19 protein-coding genes and 1 other RNA gene are annotated in these 21079 nt (G+C 63.7%); 12 read left to right on the forward strand and 8 right to left on the reverse strand.

Translation table 11 applies throughout. The annotated features are described in order from the left end of the window. Positions 1-15: 15 nt before the first annotated feature. The 4 genes from DFR34_RS06340 (at position 16) to rnpB (ending at position 4331) form a co-directional block, all read left to right on the forward strand. The gene (locus DFR34_RS06340) at positions 16-429 is read left to right on the forward strand and encodes a F0F1 ATP synthase subunit epsilon (protein ID WP_245906823.1); all 414 of its coding nucleotides are present in this window, start codon (positions 16-18) and stop codon (positions 427-429) included. Between the two features lie 152 nt (positions 430-581). Next, positions 582-1952, forward strand: coding sequence for a bifunctional UDP-N-acetylglucosamine diphosphorylase/glucosamine-1-phosphate N-acetyltransferase GlmU (gene glmU / locus DFR34_RS06345; RefSeq protein ID WP_110390321.1), 1371 nt, complete (start codon positions 582-584; stop codon positions 1950-1952). A 102-nt stretch (positions 1953-2054) separates the two neighbouring features. Beyond that, positions 2055-3875: a glutamine--fructose-6-phosphate transaminase (isomerizing) gene (glmS, locus tag DFR34_RS06350; protein WP_110390322.1), complete on the forward strand. Its 1821-nt coding sequence runs from the start codon at positions 2055-2057 to the stop codon at positions 3873-3875. Positions 3876-3931: 56 nt separating this feature from the next. After that, positions 3932-4331, forward strand: an RNA gene (rnpB, locus tag DFR34_RS06355) — RNase P RNA component class A. Positions 4332-4394: 63 nt separating this feature from the next. On the opposite strand, the gene DFR34_RS06360 is transcribed toward rnpB, so the two are convergent. The 4 genes from DFR34_RS06360 to DFR34_RS06375 all read right to left on the reverse strand — a co-directional run bounded on the left by DFR34_RS06360 (position 4395) and on the right by DFR34_RS06375 (position 7838). Then, the gene (locus tag DFR34_RS06360) at positions 4395-4859 is read right to left on the reverse strand and encodes a hypothetical protein (protein WP_110390323.1); all 465 of its coding nucleotides are present in this window, start codon (positions 4857-4859) and stop codon (positions 4395-4397) included. A 21-nt stretch (positions 4860-4880) separates the two neighbouring features. Then, the gene (locus tag DFR34_RS06365) at positions 4881-5429 is read right to left on the reverse strand and encodes a FlgO family outer membrane protein (RefSeq protein ID WP_110390324.1); all 549 of its coding nucleotides are present in this window, start codon (positions 5427-5429) and stop codon (positions 4881-4883) included. Further along, positions 5429-6355, reverse strand: a complete 927-nt coding sequence (locus tag DFR34_RS06370) for a hypothetical protein (RefSeq protein WP_146215068.1) — start codon at positions 6353-6355, stop codon at positions 5429-5431. The genes DFR34_RS06365 and DFR34_RS06370 overlap by 1 nt, the downstream gene beginning before the upstream one ends. Before the next feature lie 508 nt (positions 6356-6863). Beyond that, on the reverse strand, positions 6864-7838 hold the full coding sequence (locus tag DFR34_RS06375) for a sodium-dependent bicarbonate transport family permease (protein WP_211309310.1): 975 nt from the start codon (positions 7836-7838) through the stop codon (positions 6864-6866). A 101-nt stretch (positions 7839-7939) separates the two neighbouring features. Between DFR34_RS06375 and DFR34_RS06380 the strand changes: the two genes are divergently transcribed. The 5 genes from DFR34_RS06380 to purD all read left to right on the forward strand — a co-directional run bounded on the left by DFR34_RS06380 (position 7940) and on the right by purD (position 13242). Continuing rightward, the gene (locus tag DFR34_RS06380) at positions 7940-8872 is read left to right on the forward strand and encodes a LysR family transcriptional regulator (protein WP_110390326.1); all 933 of its coding nucleotides are present in this window, start codon (positions 7940-7942) and stop codon (positions 8870-8872) included. 115 nt (positions 8873-8987) lie between these two features. Beyond that, on the forward strand, positions 8988-10004 hold the full coding sequence (gene dusB, locus DFR34_RS06385) for a tRNA dihydrouridine synthase DusB (RefSeq protein WP_110390327.1): 1017 nt from the start codon (positions 8988-8990) through the stop codon (positions 10002-10004). Then, a complete protein-coding gene (fis, locus tag DFR34_RS06390; RefSeq protein ID WP_416339440.1) occupies positions 10001-10282 on the forward strand; it encodes a DNA-binding transcriptional regulator Fis in 282 nt (93 codons plus the stop codon). Before dusB ends, fis begins: the two co-directional genes overlap by 4 nt. 76 nt (positions 10283-10358) lie before the next feature. Then, positions 10359-11936: a bifunctional phosphoribosylaminoimidazolecarboxamide formyltransferase/IMP cyclohydrolase gene (gene purH, locus DFR34_RS06395; protein WP_110390329.1), complete on the forward strand. Its 1578-nt coding sequence runs from the start codon at positions 10359-10361 to the stop codon at positions 11934-11936. Positions 11937-11961: 25 nt separating this feature from the next. Continuing rightward, a complete protein-coding gene (purD, locus tag DFR34_RS06400; RefSeq protein ID WP_110390330.1) occupies positions 11962-13242 on the forward strand; it encodes a phosphoribosylamine--glycine ligase in 1281 nt (426 codons plus the stop codon). Between the two features lie 124 nt (positions 13243-13366). Here purD and DFR34_RS06405 read toward each other — a convergent pair whose 3' ends face one another. Both DFR34_RS06405 and DFR34_RS06410 read right to left on the reverse strand, forming a co-directional pair. Continuing rightward, on the reverse strand, positions 13367-14347 hold the full coding sequence (locus tag DFR34_RS06405; protein ID WP_110390331.1) for an Rpn family recombination-promoting nuclease/putative transposase: 981 nt from the start codon (positions 14345-14347) through the stop codon (positions 13367-13369). 57 nt (positions 14348-14404) lie between these two features. After that, on the reverse strand, positions 14405-15301 hold the full coding sequence (locus DFR34_RS06410; protein ID WP_245906824.1) for a DMT family transporter: 897 nt from the start codon (positions 15299-15301) through the stop codon (positions 14405-14407). Positions 15302-15567: 266 nt separating this feature from the next. Between DFR34_RS06410 and acuR the strand changes: the two genes are divergently transcribed. From acuR to DFR34_RS06425, 3 genes are all read left to right on the forward strand, one after another. Then, positions 15568-16206, forward strand: a complete 639-nt coding sequence (acuR, locus tag DFR34_RS06415) for an acrylate utilization transcriptional regulator AcuR (RefSeq protein WP_110390332.1) — start codon at positions 15568-15570, stop codon at positions 16204-16206. A 50-nt stretch (positions 16207-16256) separates the two neighbouring features. Further along, on the forward strand, positions 16257-17243 hold the full coding sequence (gene acuI / locus DFR34_RS06420) for an acrylyl-CoA reductase (NADPH) (protein ID WP_110390333.1): 987 nt from the start codon (positions 16257-16259) through the stop codon (positions 17241-17243). Between the two features lie 110 nt (positions 17244-17353). Beyond that, entirely contained in the window at positions 17354-17932 is a 579-nt protein-coding gene (locus DFR34_RS06425; protein ID WP_110390334.1) for a peroxidase-related enzyme, read from the forward strand. Positions 17933-18129: 197 nt separating this feature from the next. Here DFR34_RS06425 and DFR34_RS06430 read toward each other — a convergent pair whose 3' ends face one another. Together DFR34_RS06430 and pssA are read right to left on the reverse strand one after the other, a co-directional pair. Further along, positions 18130-19920, reverse strand: a complete 1791-nt coding sequence (locus DFR34_RS06430) for a 2-isopropylmalate synthase (RefSeq protein ID WP_110390445.1) — start codon at positions 19918-19920, stop codon at positions 18130-18132. A 226-nt stretch (positions 19921-20146) separates the two neighbouring features. Further along, positions 20147-20908, reverse strand: a complete 762-nt coding sequence (pssA, locus tag DFR34_RS06435) for a CDP-diacylglycerol--serine O-phosphatidyltransferase (protein ID WP_110390335.1) — start codon at positions 20906-20908, stop codon at positions 20147-20149. Positions 20909-21079 lie beyond the last annotated feature (171 nt).

Here is a 21079-nt window from a genome sequence, read left to right on the forward strand (position 1 = left end):
GTTATGGCTAGTACGATGCATGTTGACGTGGTCAGCGCCGAAGCGCAGATCTATTCCGGCGAAGCCGAGTTCCTCGTGGCTCCCGCTGAAATGGGCGAGATTGGCGTGTATCCCCGTCACGTGCCGCTACTGACCCGTATCAAGCCCGGCTCGCTGCGCATCCGCGTACCGGGCCAGGCCAAAGAAGTGCTGGTGGTGGTGTCGGGTGGCATGATGGAAGTGCAACCCAGCCTCATCACCGTGCTTGCCGATACGGCCATTCGCGGCGAGGAGCTCGACGAGCAACGCGCACAAGCGGCCAAACGCGATGCCGAGGCGGCGCTGTCCAAGGCCACCGACGACCAAGAGACCGCGCAAGCTCGCGCGGCGCTCAAGGCGGCAATTGCCGAGCTGCACGCACTCGAGTACCTGCGCAAGCGGGTGCACTAAAACACTGTTCTGTGCGCCATCTGGCGGGCAGAACCGGGTTTGCAGGCCACCGTCACAGACGGTGGCCTTTTTGTTTGTTATGCTATCGGCGAGAATGTTGTGACTGAATTCCAGCATGCGTCGCCGTCGTGCGGCGCGTTTGTCGAGGCCGTATGAACCCTGTTTCTGTTGTCATTCTTGCCGCCGGTCGCGGCAAGCGCATGTATTCCGACCTGCCCAAAGTGCTGCACCCGATTGCCGGCAAGCCCATGCTGGCCCGCGTCATTGATCTGGCCCTGTCGCTGTTGCCCAGTCAGTGCGTGGTGGTGATTGGCCACGGCGCCGAACAAGTCAGCGCTGCTTTTGCGGGCCATGCCGGCCCGCTGGCGTTTGCGCTGCAAAGCGAGCAATTGGGCACCGGCCACGCCGTCAAGATGGCGCTGCCGCACCTGCCCAGCGAAGGGCGCACCCTGGTGCTGTACGGCGATGTGCCGCTGACCGAGCCCGCCACCCTGCGCCGCCTGCTGGACACCCCGGCCGATGACGTCGCCCTGCTCACCGACACCCTGGTCAATCCGACCGGCTATGGCCGCATCGTGCGCGACGCCGCCGGGCGCATTCAGTGCATCGTCGAAGAAAAAGACGCCAGCGCCGAGCAAAAAGCCCTGTGCGAAATCAACACCGGCATTGTCGCCCTGCCCAATGCCCGTCTGGCCGGCTGGTTGGCCGAGCTGAAGAACGGCAACGCCCAAGGCGAATATTATCTGACCGACGTCATCGGTTTGGCGGTGCGCGATGGCGTCACCGTGCATGGCGTTGGCGCGCCGGCCTCCTGGCAGGTGGCAGGGGTCAACAACAAGGCGCAACTGGCCGAATTGGAGCGGATTTTTCAGGCCAACCAGGCCCGCGTGCTGCTGGACGCTGGCGTGACGCTGGCCGACCCGGCGCGCATCGACATTCGAGGCGAGTTGCGCTGCGGTCGGGATGTCAGCATCGACGTCAATTGCGTGTTTGAAGGCGACGTCACCCTCGGCGATGGCGTCAGCATCGGCCCCAACTGCGTGCTGAAAAACGTCAGCCTGGCCGCTGGCGTGCAGGTGGCGGCGTTTTCGCACCTGGATGGCGCGCAAGTCGGCGCCGACGCCCGCATCGGCCCGTTTGCCCGCCTGCGCCCCGGCGCGCGGCTGGCTGAGGACGTGCACATCGGCAATTTTGTCGAAATCAAGAACAGCGCGCTGTCGGCCGGCGCCAAGGTCAATCATCTGAGCTATGTCGGCGACGCCGACGTGGGTGCCAAGGTCAACGTCGGCGCCGGCACGATTACCTGCAACTACGACGGCGTGAACAAATTCCGCACCACCATCGAAGCCGGGGCGTTTATTGGCTCGGGCACCATGCTGGTGGCCCCGGTTACCGTGGGCGCGGGCGCCACCATTGGCGCCGGTTCGGTGATCAGCAAGGATGCCCCGGCCGAGCAGCTGACCGTGGCGCGCGCCAAGCAGCTCAGCCTCAGCGGCTGGCAGCGCCCGCTGAAAAAAACCTGATTCTGGCTGGCGTGCGCCGCGCGGCTGCCCACATAGGCGCAGCCGCGCCAGCCGCGTAAAATGCTGGTATTCCCAATTATTTTCCCTTGCAAAGGTTTTCCCATGTGTGGAGTCGTCGGCGCCATCGCGCAACGTAATGTCGTGCCCATCCTGCTGGAAGGGCTGCGGCGGCTGGAATATCGCGGCTATGACTCGGTGGGCGTCGCCGTGGTGGGCGAGCAGGGCCTGGCGCGCGAGCGCAGCACCGAACGCGTGGCTGAGCTGGCCGAACAAACCCGCCGCGTGGGCCTGAAAGGCTTGACCGGCATTGGCCACACCCGCTGGGCCACCCATGGCGCGCCGTGCGAGCGCAACGCCCACCCGCATTTTTCTCATGGTCTGCTGTCGCTGGTGCACAACGGCATCATCGAAAACCACCAGCCGCTGCGCGAACGCCTGGCGGCGCAGGGCTATGCGTTTGAATCAGACACCGACACCGAAGTCATGGTGCATCTGATCCATTCTTACTACGTCACCCACCACGACCTGCTGCGCGCCGTCCAGCAAACCCTGGCCGAGCTGCACGGCGCTTACGCCATCGGCGTGATTGCCGCCGACAATCCGGATGTGATGGTCTGCGCCCGCCACGGCAGCCCACTGCTGCTGGGCCTGGGCATTGAAGAAAACTTCTTTGCTTCTGATGTCTCCGCCTTGCTGCCGGTCACGCAAAAAGTGATTTACCTGGAAGAAGGCGAAATCGCCCGGCTGACGCTGACCGAGGTGCAAGTGTTCAATCAGGCTGGCGAGCGTGTCGAGCCGGTGGTGCATGTGTCCGAACAATCGGCCGATGTCACCGAGCTGGGCGAATACCGCCACTACATGCAAAAAGAAATCCACGAACAGCCGCGCGCGCTGGCCGACACCCTGGAGCGGGTGGGCAACACCATCGAGCCCAGCCTGTTTGGCGCCGAAGCGCCGGCCTTGTTCGCCGACATCAATGCCGTGACCATCATCGCCTGCGGCACCAGCTATCACGCCGGCCTGGTGGCCAAATACTGGCTGGAAAGCCTGGCCGGGCTGCCCACCAGCGTGGAGGTGGCCAGCGAATACCGCTACCGCGACAGCGTGGCCAACCCCTCGGCGCTGGTGGTCACCATCTCGCAATCCGGCGAAACCGCCGATACCCTGGCCGCGCTCAAGCACGCCAAGGCGCTTGGCCACGACAAAACGCTGAGCATCTGCAATGTGCCGGAAAGCTCGCTGATCCGCCTGTCGGCGCTGCGTTTTCTGACCCACGCCGGCCCGGAAATCGGCGTGGCCTCGACCAAGGCCTTCACCACCCAGCTGGTGGCGCTGTATCTGTTGACCCTGGCGCTGGCCAAGGTGCGCGGCCGCCTGAGCGCCGAACGCGAAGCCGACGCGCTGGCCGACCTCAAGCGCCTGCCCGGCGCGGTGAACGCGCTGCTGGCGCTGGAAAGCGGGCTGGAGCAATGGGCCGAAGCGTTGGCCACCCGCCAGCACGCGCTGTTCCTGGGCCGTCACACCCTGTTCCCGATTGCCCTGGAAGGCGCGCTCAAGCTCAAGGAAATCTCTTACATCCACGCCGAAGCCTACCCGGCCGGCGAGCTCAAACACGGCCCGCTGGCGTTGGTGGACCGCGACATGCCGATTATCGTCTGCGCACCGAATGACGCGCTGTTCGACAAGCTGGCGTCCAATATGCAGGAAGTGCGCGCGCGCAATGGTGAACTGTTTGTGCTGTCCGACGCCGCCGTTGAAGCCGGCCCCGGCCAGCATGTGCTTGCCCTGCCCGCCGGCATGCGCGACCTCAACCCGCTGCTGTATACCATCCCGCTGCAATTGCTGGCCTATCACACCGCCATTCGCAAGGGGACCGATGTGGACAAACCGCGCAATCTGGCCAAGAGCGTGACGGTGGAGTGAGTTTGCCGCACTTTTACCCGCCTGATCGGGCGGGGAGTGCTACAATCCCCCCGCGTCGAGTCAGCCGGACAGTCGCTGCCTGCTTGCAGGGAGAGGAAAGTCCGGGCTCCACAGGGCAGGATGCCGGTTAACGACCGGGCGTTGCAAGGCGACGGAAAGTGGAACAGAGAGCAGAACCGCCGATGGCCGGGCAACCGGCACAGGCAAGGGTGAAAAGGTGGCCCCTCGGGGTGAATGGCCGGCAACGGCTGTTCCGGTAAGAGCGCACCGCGGACGTGGCGACACGGACGGCAGGCTAAACCCCATCCGGAGCAAGACCAAATAGGGGAACGTTCATGCGGCCCGCATGGTTCCCGGGTAGGTTGCTTGAGCCGGCGAGTAATCGTCGGCCTAGAGGAATGACTGTCACCGGCGGCAACGCCGGCACAGAACCCGGCTTACAGGCTGGCTTGGCGCAATGTACACAAAAACGGGACACCCCCCTCTTGGGCGTGTCCCGTTTTTATTGCCAGGCGGTGATTACGGGTTCTGGCGTTTTTTACTTTTGCTGCTGGTTTTTTTCTTGACGCTCATGCCCGGATCAATGGTCGGCTCGGGCAAGGCGCCGGCCGGCGACAGATTCACCAGGCCCGGCTGGTTATAGCCGGCCAGATTGGCGCTGGGTGTGCAGCGCACCGTGGCGCGGGCATAGCGGCGGGCGTCCAGCATGGCGTTTTCCAGGCCAAACACCAGTTTTTCAATGCCGGGGTTCGGGCAGCCCTGGCGCACGCCATAGGCGCGGGCCTCGGCGCGCAGGGTTTGCTCCAGCACGCCTTCGCTATTGGCGTGGGCCCAGACGGTCAGCTCGACATCGCGGCCGCTGAGCGCGGTGATCTTGCGCTCCAGCACATAGCCATCGCTGGCGGTCATCACACCGCCGTGGTAGCCCACGGCGGAACAGCCGCTCACCACGGCGGCCAGGCAGGCTGCTGCCAGATATTTCATGAGGTGTCCTCGCAACACGGGTCAGCCCGGCAGGCCGAGCAGGCTGCGCACTTCGCGGTTCAGCGGCAGCGCGTAATCATAGGCGGCCAGCACCAGATTGTTACCCGGCTGCACCACTTTCAGGTTGACGAACACCATGTCGCCGCTCAGGCCATAACTGCCCAGCAGGATGGCGCGGGCATTGTGCTGACGGGCCACCTCGGCGATTTCGCGGGTCAGCGCCAGTTCGCCTTCGGTGCGACGCATATACATGGTGTGGCGCAGCTTCAGCTCGACCATGGCGCGGCCTTGCTGGGCAAAGCGCGCCGCCACCTGTTCCGACACCAGCCGGCCCAGGGTGGACGAGCGCTCCAGCGCGTCGATATTCACCAGCGTGGCCACCAGCATCGGGCCTTCATTGTCCAGATTGCGCAGTTGGCCAAGCAGCACATCCGCTGCGCGGTAATTGGTGCTCACCAGCTCATTGCGTGCGGCGGCCTCATAGGTGGGCTCGCTGCGGCTGCCGTCGGTGGCGCAGGCGCTCAGGCCCAGACACAGGGCGCTGGCGGTCAGGGCAAGCAAACGCTTCATCACAGGCCTCCCTTGAGTGGCATCACCGGCAGCGCCGGCTTGGGCGGTGGCGGCGGCATTTGCATGTACAGCGCCAAATCACTGTCGGTCAGGTAATAAATATTGCTGACCCGGCCAACGTACTGGCCATTGGTCAATGCCGATACGGTGATGATCATTTCCAGCTGTGGCACGCCGCCACGGGCGAATTCCGAACTGAACCAGCGATGGGCATCAAATGCTGCGCCCAGGGCCGCGCCAGTGGCGATGCCCTGCGGCGAGGTTTGCGTCCACAGGCCTTGCAATGCCCAGACCCCACCCCCCAGCGCCGTGCCGCTGATGAAGTACCGGCCGTCCAGGCGATCTGGCGAGAATTTCACCACCTGGATGTCCACTTCCAGCTCCTGACGTGGCGCCGGGGCTGGCGGGATCACCGGCATGGCATCCACGGGGGCCATTTGGACGACTGGTTTGGGAGTGGTGGCCAGATAGGTTTTTTTGCCATATTTTTGGCGCTTGACCACGCGCGGCGTCGGGGCACTGACCAGTGGCGCCGGCATCGGCGGCGGGGTGTAGGCCATCGACGGCTGCGGTGCGCTGCCGTATGGAATCATTTGCACGCCCTGATTCACCAGCGAAGTGGTCAGCAAGGTGTGGAAGGCGCGCGAAAACGGGGTGACTTCACGCGGCGGGCGCAGCACCAACTGGTTGCAATCCGGATAGGCGGCGATGCAGCCCTTGCCCAGGCGCAGCGAGGTCACCAAGGTGGTGGCGGCGTCTTTGGCGATGGCGTCCCAGTGCGCGCCGGCTTGCAGTTTATGCTGTTTGCTGGTCGGGAAATTGCTGGCCACCGGGGCTTCGCTGTAAGGCGTGGTGCAGGCGCTCAGCAGCAGGCTGGCGCACAGGGCAAGACCGGGCAGGGCCGGGCGCATAAGGGCGGGTTTCATCGTGGGCGGCTCACATCGGCAATTCGGGATTGGCGGAACGCCGGACATACTATCATGGCATGCGTAGCGTGTGCGCAGGGCGCGCGGCGGCATTTTGACATCCGCCTGGGCGTGGACTTTTTATCGGCGGTGTGCCCAGAGACTTGTGGATGTGTTGGAAAGTCGTTGGGTTGGTGGGCAGAGAAATATTTATCTGTGTGTGATGCTGTGGGGTGCCGGTTGTGCTTAGCCGCTTTTTCTCCCGTAAAGCGTGCCGAGCATCGCAGGAAGTCAGGGGGGGCCCGCCACGGCTAAGCGGCGGCGTAGCCGACGCGCCATTCCGTGGCGGCCCTGACTTTCGAGAAGCGCAGGGCAGTCAGCGCCGTAGGCGCTGACCACGCGCCCGGGTCGCCTTTCTTTCCCCTATTTCTTTGGCGAGACAAAGAAATAGGGTCGGGTGCGGGGTGAAACCCCGCCCTAATTAAACTCCGCGCGTTGCGCGGCGCTGACGTGCAAACGCACGTTTTCTTTATCTGCCCAGCACCGCTTGCGCCACCCCTACATACAGCGGAATCCCCAGCAGGATGTTGAACGGAAACGTCAGCCCCAGCGACATGCCAAAGTACAGCGAGGGGCTGGCTTCCGGGATGGCTTCGCGCAGCACTGCCGGCACGGCGATATACGAGGCGCTGGCGGCCAGCGCCATCAGCAGTGCGGCATTGCCCGCGCTGGCGCCGGCCAGGCTGGCCAGGCCCAGCGCCAGCGCCGCGTGCGCCAGCGGGGCGAGGATGGCGTAGGCCAGCAGCCAGGGCGATTTGCCCTTCAGCCCGCCCAGATTGCGCGCGGTCATCAGGCCCATGTCCAGCAGGAAGAAAGCCAGCATCCCCTTGAACAAATCCACCGAGAACGGCGCCATCGCCGCCTTGCCGGCCTCGCCGGTCAACAGCCCGATCAGCATGGCGCCCAGCAGCAGCAACTGCGCGCCGTCGGTGAAGGATTCGTGCAGGATTTTGCCCAGCGGCGTCGGCGTGTGGCCGCCGCTGGTCTGGCCGGCTTGCTGGCGCAGCCGGTTGGCCATGAGCACCGCCATGATGATGGCGGGTGATTCCATCAGCGCCATCGCCGCCGCCATATGGCCGCCATAGGCGATCTGTTGGTTTTCCAGAAACTGGATGGTGGTGATGAAGGTCACTGCGCTGACCGAGCCATACGTCGCCGCCAGCGCGGTGGCGTCGTAGCCATTCAGCAGCCGGCGCAAGAGCGGATAGCCCAGCAGCGGCACAACCATTGCCAGCAACACGGCAATGCCCAGTGTGCCGGCCACTTCCAGCGTCAGCCCGGAGTGAGCCAGGGCAAAGCCGCCTTTCAGGCCCAGCGCCATCAGCAGGTATAAAGACAAAAACCGCGAAATCGGCGCGGGGATTTGCAAATTGGAGCGCAGCATGCCGGCCAGCACGCCAAACACAAAAAACAGAATGGCCGGGTCCAGTAGGGTGTGCATCATCACCTCTTATCAGCAATCGGGGCAGGAATTCCCCGTATGCTAGGGCGGCTGATGGATAATAAAAAATCAATAATTCAGATTGTATCCATAGGTAAATACTGATGAATGTCACCTTTCGCCAGCTCAAGGTGTTTCTGGCCGTGGCCGAGCAGCTCAATATCACCGCCGCCGCGCGCGTCTGCTGCGTGACCCAGCCCACCGTGTCGATGCAGCTGCGCGAGCTGACCGCCGAAATCGGCCAGCCGCTGTACGAGCAGATTGGCAAGCGGATTTACCTGACCGCCGCCGGCGAGGCGCTGGCGCGCACGGCGCGAGCCATGGTGCAGGAATGGTCGGCGTTTGAGCAGCATATGGACGGCCTGAAAGGGCTGACGCGCGGCCGGCTGCGGCTGGCGGTGGTGAGCACCGCCAAGTATTTTGTCCCCAGCCTGCTGGGTGATTTTTGCCAGCGCCACCCGGATATCGAAATCGCCCTGGAAGTGCTCAACCGTGACGGCGTGCTGGCCCGGCTGCACGCCAATCTGGATGATTTGTACATCATGTCCATGCCGCCGGCTGGCCGCGCGCTGGAAACCCAGCGCTTTTTGCCCAATCCGCTGGTGGTGATTGCCGCCGCCACCCACCCGCTGGCGCAGCGGCGCGGCCTGCAACTGGCGGACTTGGCCGGCGAGCGTTTTATCCTGCGCGAACAAGGCTCCGGCACCCGGCTGGCCTGCGACGCCCACTTTGCCCAAGCGGGTTTTGTGCCGCAGCTGCGGCTGGAGCTGGGCAGCAACGAGGCGATCAAACGCTCGGTGGCGGCCGGCATGGGGCTGGCGGTGATGTCCGAGCACGCGCTGGCCGCCCAGCCGGCGGAAGACGGCGTGGCGGTGCTGGACGTGGCCGGCTTTCCGCTGATGTCCAACTGGTGGACCTTATACCCGCGCGGCAAGCGGCTCTCGCCAGTGGCCAGCGCCTTTCTGGCCCACCTGGGCGAGGCCGCTGGCGCCTGGTATGCGCTGCGTCATCCGCCCGGCGCGGCGGCGGCTGGCTGAATGATGCGGCGCCTGTGGTGGGATTGGTCAAAAAATAAGCAAATTTTTTTTACCGCCAGGTGAATTCGCATTAAAATGCCCTCCCTTTTCTCGCGCACCTCATTGAATTTTCAGCATGCAGATTGGCCCGTACACCCTCAAGAACCGCTTGGTCGTGGCCCCGATGGCCGGGGTGACCGACCGGCCGTTTCGCGTGCTGTGCAAACGCATGGGCGCCGGCATGGCGGTGGGCGAGATGCTGGCCTCCAACACCGCGCTGTGGTCCACCAAAAAAAGCCTGCGCCGCGCCGACCATCGCGGCGAGCCTGATCCGATCATCGTGCAGATCGCCGGCGGCGACCCGGCGCAAATGGCCGAGGCCGCGCGGCTGTCGGTGCAGCAGGGCGCGCAGATCATCGACATCAATATGGGCTGCCCGGCCAAAAAGGTGTGCAATGTCGCCGCTGGCTCGGCGCTATTGCGCGACGAAGCGCTGGTGGCGCGCATCCTGCAAGCGGTGGTGGCGGCGGTGGACGTGCCGGTGACGCTGAAAACCCGCACCGGCTGGAGCCGGGCGCACAACACCGCGCTGCGCGTGGCCAAGCTGGCCGAAGACTGCGGCATCGCCGCGCTGGCGCTGCACGGCCGCAGCCGCGAAGACATGTACCACGGCCAGGCCGAATACGACACCATCCGCGCGGTCAAGGCGGCGGTGGGCATTCCGGTGCTGGCCAATGGCGACATCGACAGCCCGCAAAAAGCCCGCTATGTGCTTGATTACACCGGCGCCGACGGCGTGATGATCGGCCGCGCCGCCCAGGGCCGGCCGTGGATTTTTCGCGAAATCCAGCACTATCTGGACACGGGCGAATGCCTGCCGCCGCCAGAAGTCGCCGAAATCCGCGAGGTGCTGCTGGCCCACCTGGACGACCTCTACCAGTTTTACGGGGAATACTCCGGCTGCCGCATCGCCCGCAAGCATATTGCCTGGTACACGCGCGGGCTGGAGGGCGGCAACGCCTTTCGCCAGGCCATGTACCAACTGGAAGACACCGCCAGCCAGCGCGCCGCCGTGGCCGCGTTCTTTGACCGGCTGGCCGAAGGCGGCGACCGCCTGCGCTACCTCACGGAAAGCGCGGTTTGCCAGGACTGAATCTGGCCAGAACACCAAACACTCGCAGAAACGACCATAACATGAACAGCCAAGACGACATTGCCGCCTCGGTGCGCCAGGCAATGCATCAATACTTCCTTGATCTGGACGGCGAAGCCCCGCAGCCCATCTACGAAATGGTGCTGGCGCAGGTGGAAAAACCGCTGATCGAGGTGGTGCTGGCGCACGCGCAGGGCAACCAGACCCGCGCCGCCGAACTGCTCGGGCTGAACCGCAACACCCTGCGCAAGAAAATGAAGCAATACGACCTCATCTGACCGCCCTCCGGCGGCCGATGCGCTCCCCCGTTGACTGTTGAACACTCCGATACTTTTGCCAAGGCGAATCGTGACCATGACTCCCATCACCCGCGCGCTGATCAGCGTTTCCGACAAAACCGGCATCGTCGAATTTGCCCAGACCCTGGTCGAGGCCGGCGTTGAAATCCTCTCCACTGGCGGCACCGCCAAACTGCTGGCGGAAAAAGGCCTGCCGGTGATCGAAGTGGCCGACTACACCGGCTTTCCGGAAATGCTCGATGGCCGGGTGAAAACCCTGCACCCCAAGGTGCACGGCGGCATTCTGGGTCGCCGCGACCTGCCCGAGCATGTGGCCAAGATGGCCGAGCACGGCATCGGCAATATTGATCTGGTGTGCGTCAACCTGTACCCGTTTGAAGCCACCATCGCCAACCCGGACTGCACGCTGGAAGACGCCATCGAAAACATCGACATCGGCGGCCCGACCATGGTGCGCTCGGCGGCCAAAAACTGGGCGCACGTGGCCATCGTCACCGACAGCGCCGACTACGCCGCGCTGAGCGAAGAGCTGCGCGCCAACGCCGGCAAGCTGTCCAAGGCCACCCGCTTTGCCCTGGCCAAGAAAGCCTTCACCCACACCGCCGCCTATGATGGCGCGATTTCCAACTACCTGACCAGCCTGGCCGAAGGCGAAGTCACCGGCGCGCCGCAGCGCGTGGCCTTCCCCAACCGCCTGAACCTGCAACTGGTCAAGGTGCAGGACATGCGCTACGGCGAAAACCCGCATCAGGCCGCTGCTTTCTACCGCGACCTCGACCCGGCCGCCGGCAGCATCGCCAACTACCGCCAGCTGCAAGGCAAGGAACTGTCGTACAACAATATCGCCGACGCCGACGCCGCCTGGGAAGCCGTCAAGACCTTCGACGCTCCGGCCTGCGTCATCGTCAAGCACGCCAACCCGTGTGGCGTGGCGGTGGCCGCCGATCCGCTCAGCGCCTACAAACTGGCCTTCGCCACCGACACCACCAGCGCCTTTGGCGGCATCATCGCCTTTAACCGTGAAGTGGACGCCGCCACCGTGGAAGTGGTCAGTGCCCAGTTCCTGGAAGTGCTGCTCGCCCCGTCGTTCACCGACGAAGCCAAGGCGCTGATCGCCGCCAAGAAAAACGTGCGCGTGCTGGAAATCCCGCTGGCGCCGGGCGCCAACCCGTTCGAGCTCAAGCGCGTCGGCGGCGGCGTGCTGGTGCAAACCCCGGACGTGCGCAACGTTACCCTGCCGGAACTGCGCGTGGTCACCGAGCGCGCGCCCAGCGAACAAGAAATGTCCGACCTGCTGTTTGCCTGGCGCGTGGCCAAGTTCGTCAAGTCCAACGCCATTGTGTTCTGCAAGGATGGCCAGACCGCCGGCATTGGCGCCGGTCAGATGAGCCGGGTGGATTCCACCCGCATCGCCGCGCGCAAGGCGGCTGACGCCGGCCTGCCGCTGGTGGGCGCCGTGGCCGCTTCGGATGCCTTCTTCCCGTTCCGCGACGGCATCGACGTGATCGCCGAACAAGGCATCAAGGCCATCATCCATCCGGGCGGCTCGATGCGCGACGAAGAAGTGTTCGCCGCCGCCAACGAGCACGGCATCGCCATGGTGCTGACCGGCGTGCGCCACTTCCGCCATTGATTCGACCCGACCGCAAGGATAGACCATGAATATTCTCGTCATCGGCTCCGGCGGCCGCGAGCACGCGCTGGCCTGGCGCATCGCCCAGTCGCCGCGCGCCGGCCAGGTGTTTGTCGCCCCCGGCAACGCCGGCACCGCCCAGGACCCGCGCCTGAGCAATGTCGCGCTCAACAGCATCCCCGAACTGGTGGTGTTTGCCCGCGAACAGAACATCGCCTTTACCGTGGTCGGCCCGGAAGCGCCGCTGGCCGCTGGCGTGGTGGACGCTTTCCGCGCCGCCGGCCTGCGCATCTTTGGCCCTACCCAGTACGCCGCCCAGCTGGAAAGCTCGAAAGACTTCGCCAAGGCCTTTATGCAGCGCCACGGCATCCCCACCGCTGGCTACCAGACTTTCACTGACGCCGCCGCCGCCCGCGCTTATGTGGACGGCAAGGGTGCGCCGATCGTCATCAAGGCCGACGGCCTGGCTGCCGGCAAGGGCGTGGTGGTGGCGATGACGCTGGCAGAAGCGCACGCCGCCATCGACGACATGCTGCTGGGCAACAAGATGGGCGCCGCCGGCGCGCGCGTGGTGATTGAAGACTTCCTGCAAGGCGAAGAAGCCAGCTTCATCGTCATGGTGGATGGCGAGCATGTGCTGGCCATGGCCACCAGCCAGGACCACAAGCGCCTGCTGGACGACGACCAAGGCCCGAACACCGGCGGCATGGGCGCCTACAGCCCGGCCCCGGTGGTCACCGACGCCGTGCACCAGAAGGTGATGGAGCGCATCATTCTGCCGACCGTGCGCGGCATGCAGGCCGATGGCCACACCTACACCGGCTTCTTGTACGCCGGCCTGATGATCGACGCCCACGGCGACCCGTACACCATCGAGTTTAACTGCCGCTTTGGCGACCCGGAAACCCAGCCGATCATGGCTCGTCTGGCCAGCGACTTCACCGTGCTGCTGGAAGCCGGCATCGACGGCAAGCTGGACACGGTCAGCGCCGACTGGGATCCGCGCGTGGCCATGGGCGTGGTGCTGGCCGCCGCCGGCTACCCAGATGCCCCGCGCAAGGGCGACGTGATTACCGGCATCCCGGCCGCCACCGCCGACAGCGTCACCTTCCACGCCGGCACCGCCTTCAACGCTGACGGTCAACTGGTCACCAGCGGCGGGCGGGTGCTGTGCGCAGTGGGCCTGGGCGACACGGTGCAACGCGCGCGGGAAACCGCCTACGCCGTGGCCGACGCCATCCAGTTTGACGGCCGCCAGCTGCGCCGCGATATTGGCGCACGGGCATTGAACCGTCAGCCTGGCTGATCGTTGTCTTGCCATATAAAAAACGCCCCGCGCCGGTTTGCCGACGTGGGGCGTTTTGATGTTATCCCGAGCGCTGGGCGCTGCGCCAGGATGAGTCAAGCAGCACGGTGAAGCGGTGTATCGCTCAATGCCGAGTGTCGCCAAACACCTCATCCAGCGAGCTCGCATCCAGCACTCGGTCACCCCAGGTTTCCAGCTGGGCGGGGGTGGCGGCGGCAATACGGGTCAGCTGCGCGGCCGGCAGCGTGCCGAAACGGCGGGTCAGCTGTCGTTGCAACAACAAGGCCTCACCTTGCTGCATCCCTTGCTGTATTCCCTGCAAGATGCCTTTTTGCACGCCCTGCGCCTCATAGCCCAGCGCCCATTCTTCCAGTCGTTCCGCCAGCATGATGTTCAGCTCCTGCAAATCATCTATCTCAGGCAATACAATACGATACTCCACTTTACGCATCAATGTAGCGCGTATCCACAGTGCAAACATTCTGCGCAGATCAGGCCGGTCGGTGAGCCAATCGTTCAGCAAGCTGAGCAGGCCGCTGATTTTTTCTGGCGTAGCCGGGTGCTCAATCCGGAAGACGGCGGCCACCAGGTTTTTGACGGACGCCAACTCGCTGTCGCTGTAGGCGTTTTCGTCGATCAGCAGGTATTTGGCCTTGGGTTTGAACTGCTCTACCAGGCCTGGCGTGGGGGGAATCAAGTCAAAGACATCGGTAGGCGATGTCCAGCGTTGGCTGCCGTTGTAGAGCACGATGGGCAGTATGGGCGGCAGACGCCCATCGGTCAGCACTTCGCCGCGCTTGATCAAGTCCTGATATAGCAGGCCTTGATACACCATCATGCGCAGCGCCATATACTTATCGACGCTGCTCTGAAACTCAATCAGCAAATACAGATATACCCACTCGCCCCCGACTTTGACCCGCCAGACGATGTCGTCGGCGCGGTGACGAAAGTCCTCGGTGACGTAGCTGCCGGGGACTTTTTCCAGCGTGGAATAATCCAGGCTGTGCAGCCATTCATCCGGGACGAAACCGATGATCAGGTCACGCACCAGTTCGGGCGTGGAAAAAAGAAACTTGTAGCTGCTGTCATGATCGATGGCCATGCTGGGGCTTTTTAACTCAAAACGGCGAAGTGGGGTTAACAAAACCCTTCCGACTGTTTACTGCCCGCGCGTGGATAGCGACAGCCCCAGAAAAATCGCGCTGATGCCGGCCAGGTGATACCAAGCCAGGGTTTCGCCCAGAAACACCGTGGACAATAGCGCGCCAAACGCCGGCATCAGGTGGATGAACATCGCCGCGCGCGCTGGGCCCAGGCGAGCCACGCCATAGTTGAAGAACAAATAAGCCACCACCGACGGAAACACGCCCACATAGGCAAAGGTGGCCAGGGTGGCGGTGTTCAGCTCGACCACGCGGCCGCTGGTTACTTCCCAGACAAAAAACGGCAGGATGGCCAGCAGGCCGACCATTACCATGGTGATCAGCAGGCCAAAGCGGTTAAGCCCGGTGGGCAGGCCGCGCAGCGCCAGGGTGTACAGCGCCCAGCTGACCATGGCCAGAAACACGATCAAATCGCCCTGGTTGAGATTCAGCCCGACCAGCCGCGCCCATTCGCCGTGCGACACAATCGCCAGCACGCCAACAAACGACACCGCCAAGCCCAGCATTTGTCGCCCGCCCAGACGCTGGCCAAACCACAGCGCGCCAAACAGCACGGTGAGAATGGGGATAAACGAGTTCAGCAGCACGGCGTTGGTGGCGGTGGTGGTTTGCACGCCGGTGTACACCAGCGAATTAAACGCAGTGATGCCCAAGAGCGACAGCGCCAGAATCCGGCCGCGACACTGCCACAGCAGCGCGCGTTCGCGCCAGGCGTGGCGCAGCGAAAACGGCGCCAGCAGGGCAAAGGCGATCAGCCAGCGCATGAAAGAAAGCGTCATCGGCGGCACAGCGGCGTGCATGGCGCGGGCCAGGACAAAATTACCCGACCAAAACAGCGCGGTGAGCACCAGTAGCACATAGGCCAGGCGATGGGAGGGGGCAGAAGTCGTCATCAGCCTAGAGTGCCAAGGATTGCCCAACTCGGCAAGCGCTGGCTTGGTGGTCTGGCCAATTTGCGCTGCGCACAAAACTCAGCGCAGCGGCTCTGGCCTGGAACATGACCGCAGACAAGGGGGTACGGCAAGGTGATATACCACCACCAGGGGCTTTGTGAGCTGCTCTTCGCATGCGGGTGAGTGCGTGGGATGGCCTGTGACATGCATTGCCCGGTGGGGCGGCCCGCTTGCTTTTTTCGAGACGCTCAGTCTAATATTGGTATATGCACACACCTACCCTGATGCCCCCCCGCCGCCGAGGCCGCCCGCCCAAGTCGCGCGACGCGCTGACCGACACGCGCGAGCTCTTGCTGCGCGCCGGGCTGGAAACCCTCACCGAAAAAGGCTTCGCCACCGCCGGGCTGGATGAAATCCTGGGCCGTGTCGGCGTGCCCAAGGGCTCGTTTTATCACTACTTTGCCAGCAAAGAGGCGTTTGGCCTGGCGCTGATCGAGCGCTACGCCCACTTTTTTGCCCGCAAGCTTGACCGTCACTTGCTGTGCGCCGAGCTGACGCCACTGGCGCGGGTGCAGGCCTTTGTCGATGACGCCCAGGCCGGCATGGCGCGGTATGACTACCGGCGCGGCTGTTTGATTGGCAATCTGGGCCAGGAGATGGGCGCGCTGCCAGAAAGCTTTCGCGCCCAGCTGCAGGCGGTGTTCGCCGACTGGCAGGCGCGGCTGGCCGCCTGCCTGCGCCTGGCGCAGCAGGCGGACGAAATGTCGGTCACGGCGGACGCCGAGCAACTGGCAGCGTTTTTCTGGATCGGTTGGGAAGGCGCGGTGTTGCGCGCCAAGCTGGCGCAAAGCGCCGAGCCGCTGACGGTGTTTGCCCGGTTTTTTCTGGCAGGATTGCCGCGCTGAATTTTTTTTGCCAATAAGTAGACAGTCAGTCTAAATAAGAGGGAGAAACCATGTTCAAGGCAGTGCTGATTGAAAAAGACGACGCTGGCTACCGCGCCAGCGTGCAGACGCTGGACGACGACGCCTTGCCTGAGGGCAATGTCAGCGTGCGCGTCAGCCATTCCACGCTCAACTACAAAGACGCGCTGGCCATCACCGGCCAAGGCCCGGTGGTGCGCAAATTTCCCATGGTTCCCGGTATTGATCTGGTCGGCATGGTGGAGACCAGCCAGCACCCGGATTATCAGCCGGGTGATGCGGTGTTGCTGAATGGCTGGGGCGTGGGCGAAAGCCATTGGGGCGGTCTGGCGCAACAAGCGCGTTTGAATGGCGATTGGCTGATTCCGCTGCCGACAGGCTTGACCGCCCAGCAGGCGATGGCGATTGGCACCGCCGGCTACACCGCCATGCTGTGTGTGATGACGCTGGAGCGCTATGGCGTGCAGCCCAAAGATGGTGAGGTGCTGGTGACCGGCGCGGCGGGCGGCGTGGGCAGTGTGGCGGTGGCCTTGCTCAGCCAGTTGGGCTATCGGGTGACGGCGATGACCGGCCGCTTGCAAGACGCCGACTATCTGCGCGCGCTGGGCGCGGCGGAGGTGATCGAGCGCGGACCATACGTCGAGCCTGGCAAGCCGCTGGGCAAAGAGCGCTGGGCGGGCGCGGTGGACGTGGCGGGCGGCCATGTGCTGGCCAATGTCTGCGCCAGCATGCAATACCAGGGCGTGGTGACGGCGTGCGGCCTGGCTGCCGGCATGGCGCTGCCGGCCACCGTGGCGCCGTTTATTTTGCGCGGCGTCACCCTGGCCGGGGTGGACAGCGTGATGCGCCCGCGCGCCGACCGGCTGGTGGCCTGGCAGCGGCTGACGCAGGAATTGTCATTGGACAAGTTGGCGCTGATCGGCAGCCAGGAAGTGGGCCTGGACGAGGCGATTGGCCTGGCGGCGCGCCTGCTGAAGGGTGAGGTGCGCGGCCGCGTGGTGGTGGACGTCAACCGTTAAGCGCGGCTAACACGCGCTCACCACATGCCCCTCTGGCCATGTGGTGTGGCGCACACTGTCTCCGCATCACGCAGCGGGGGCAGAGATTTTTTATTTTTCAGGAGTTTGTCATGAGTGCTGACCTCACCCCGGCCATCAGCCGTTTTCCCGTGCCGGAACTGGACGCCCTGCCCGAAGACCTGCGCGCGCGCATCCTGGCCGTGCAGGAAAAATCCGGTTTTATCCCCAATGTGTTTCTCACCCTGGCACACCGGCCGGATGAGTTTCGCGCCTTTTTTGCCTACCACGACGCGCTGATGGACAAGCCCGGCAAGCTGAGCAAGGCCGAGCGCGAGATGATTGTGGTGGCCACCAGCAATCTGAACCAATGCCAGTATTGCGTGGTGGCGCATGGGGCGATTTTGCGCATTCGCGCCAAAGACCCGCTGATTGCCGACCAAGTGGCGATCAACTACCGCAAGGCGGACATCAGCGAACGGCAAAAAGCCATGCTGGACTTTGCCGTCAAGGTGTCGGCCAGCGCGCATCTGGTGGGCGAGGCGGATTTTGCCGCGCTGAAGGCGCATGATTTTGACGAAGAAGACATCTGGGACATCGCCGCAATTTCGGCGTTTTTTGGCATGTCCAACCGGCTGGCCAATGTGACCAGCATGCGGCCAAATGCCGAGTTTTACGCACTGGGCCGCTAAGCGCCGCTCACATAACCCTCATGGCGTGGTTGCACGGTCTCGCCGTACTGCTGACCTGTCTGTGCACGCCTTGCCAAGTGCGTTGCTTAGCGCGGTTCAAACGCGCTGAGGCGGGCAGGTGGATCACACCTGCCCGCCGGGCCGTGGCCGGGGATCACCCGGCGAAGCGGTTTCGTGAGTCAGGGGCGGATCGCGCCTCAGACTTCGGTTTGCGGATTCATGCGCTCGCCACGTTGGCTCAGGCGATTGAGCGCGGACAGATACGCCTTGGCGCTGGCGACAATGATGTCGGTGTCGGCACCCTGGCCGTTGGCGATGCGGCCGTCGCGCGCCAGGCGCACGGTGACTTCGCCTTGCGATTCGGTGCCCTTGGTGATGGCGTTCACCGAGTACAGCTCCAGTTCGGCGCCGCTGTTCACCAGCGATTCAATGGCCTTGAACGCTGCGTCCACCGGGCCCGAGCCGCCGGATTCGGCGCGTTTTTCCACGCCGTGTTCGGCAAACACGATATTGGCCAGCGGGGTTTCCCCGGTTTCGGTCGCCACCTTCAACGAGATGAACTTGTAGCTGTCACTGCTGTGGCCGGCGTCGCCGTCGGACAGCAGGGCGTGCAGGTCTTCGTCGAAGATTTCGCGCTTGCGGTCGGCCAGGTCCTTGAAGCGGGCAAAGGCGGCGTTGATGGCTTCTTCGCCAGACAATTCAATGCCCAGTTCAGCCAGCTTGGTCTTGAAGGCGTTGCGGCCAGACAATTTGCCCAGGGTCAGGCGGTTGGCGCTCCAGCCCACCGACTCGGCGCTCATGATTTCGTAGGTTTCGCGGTGCTTGAGCACGCCATCCTGGTGGATGCCGGATTCGTGCGAGAAGGCGTTGGCGCCAACAATCGCCTTGTTCGGCTGCACCGGGTAGCCGGTGATGGTGGACACCAGCTTGGAGGTCGGCACAATCTGGGTGGGTTCGATGCCGGTATCGACATTGAACAGATCACGGCGGGTTTTGACCGCCATCACCACTTCTTCCAGCGAGGCATTGCCGGCGCGCTCGCCCAGGCCGTTGATGGTGCATTCCACCTGACGAGCGCCGCCCTGCACGGCGGCCAGCGAGTTGGCCACCGCCATGCCCAGGTCGTTGTGGCAGTGGGTGGACCAGATCACCTGGTCGCTGTTTTTCACCCGGCTGATCAGCGTTTCAAAGCGCTCGCGCCAGGCCGACGGAATGCTGTAGCCCACGGTGTCCGGCACATTGATGGTCTTGGCGCCGGCGTCGATCACCGCTTCAAAGATGCGCACCAGAAAATCCATGTCCGAGCGCACGGCGTCTTCAGCGGAGAATTCCACGTCGTCGGTGTATTCCTTGGCGATGCGCACGGCGGCCACGGCGGCTTCCACCACTTGGTCCGGCGTCATGCGCAGCTTTTTCTCCATGTGGATCGGGCTGGTGGCGATGAAGGTGTGGATGCGGCCCTTGGCAGCCGGGCGGATGGCCTCGCCAGCGGTGCGCACGTCGCGCTCGTTGGCGCGCGCCAGGCTACAGACGGTGGAGTGCTTGACCACTTCGGCAATGGCGCGGATGGCGTCGGCGTCGCCGGGGCTGGCAGCAGCAAAACCGGCCTCGATCACGTCGACACCCAGCTTTTCCAGCTGGCGGGCGATGCGGATTTTTTCTTCCTTGGTCATCGCCGCGCCGGGGCTTTGTTCGCCATCGCGCAAGGTGGTGTCGAAAATGATGAGGCGGTCAGTCATGATGCGATTCTCCGTCGTCGCCGGCGGCTTCAGGCCGGTCAAATAATCGTTGAAGCTGAAAGTCTGGCCGCGCAGGGCGGCCAGTTGGGCCAGTTTGTTCAGTTGCGCCAGCGGCAGGCTGCCGCGTTCGCGCCACTTGTAAATCGCCGCCCGGGAAACCGGCTCTTGCGGAAAAGCCTGGGTGAGTGCGTCAGCCAGGGCGGACGGGCCTCCGAAATCGGCAATCAAGCGGTCAATGTCCAATTGCATGGCGGTTTCCTTGTCTTGCTGTGTCACAGGATAGCGAATCATTGGACACGGAGTCAAATAATTTCTGTCGATTGCGGCCAGAAAATGCGCCTTTCGACGGATTTAGTCTAATTTTCTTGGACATTATGTCTAAGTTTTTTGATTTTGTCTGGTGGCTGGACATGGCCCCCCATCTGAAATGTAAAAAAGGTGGCCGTAGCCACCTTTTTTACCATCCCTATCACGCTCAGGGCGTTTGCGTGGGCGACGGCCCGGGGCGCAGGTAGCGCAGGGCAGCCATCACATAGCCAGACAGGCTATACAGCACGAAAAAGCCAAACAGCACCAGCGGCGGCTCGGACACAATCAGCAAAATGGCCAGCACCACCAGCAGCAAGGCCACAAACGGCACTTTGCGGCGGATGTGCAGCTCTTTAAAGCTCCAGAAGCGGGTGTTGACCACCATCGAGCAGCCGGCAAAGGCGGTAAAGCCCAGGGTGATCCAGTTCAGGTAGGGCAGGTCGGTGTAGCGGTAGGCGTGGCAAATCCACACCAGGCCGGCCACCAGCGCCGCTGCCGCCGGGCTGGGCAGGCCGATAAACCAGCGCTTGTCGGTGACGCCGATCATGGTGTTAAAGCGCGCCAGCCGCAGCGCGGCGCCAGCGCAGTAGATAAAGGCCACCATCCAGCCCAGCTTGCCCAGGCCGCGCAGCATCCATTCGTAAGCGATCAGCGCCGGCGCCACGCCAAAGCTGACCATGTCGGAGAGGCTGTCGAATTCGGCGCCAAAGGCGCTTTGGCTGTGGGTCATGCGCGCCACGCGGCCATCCATGCCGTCCAGCACCATGGCGATGAACACCGCCACGGCGGCGGTTTCAAAGCGCTGGTTCATGGCTTGCACCACGGCAAAAAAGCCGGCAAACAAGGCGGCCAGGGTAAACAGATTGGGCAGCAGGTAAATGCTTTGCTGCCGGAGGGTGAGTTTATTGCGGGAATCGGCTTGCGGCATGAATGGCTCGTCAGGCCAGCACAGGGCGGCGCGGCGCGCTGCCCGGCACACGATCAGTGCGCCGGCTCGGCCAGAATGGTTGCGGTGGCGGACACTTTATCACCAATGACGGATGACAGCCATGGGGCACATGGGTGACCAGCATTCCACCACGGGCGGCAGACTGCTTTG

The organism is Rivihabitans pingtungensis (genome assembly GCF_003201855.1).
Lineage (GTDB): Bacteria > Pseudomonadota > Gammaproteobacteria > Burkholderiales > Aquaspirillaceae > Rivihabitans > Rivihabitans pingtungensis.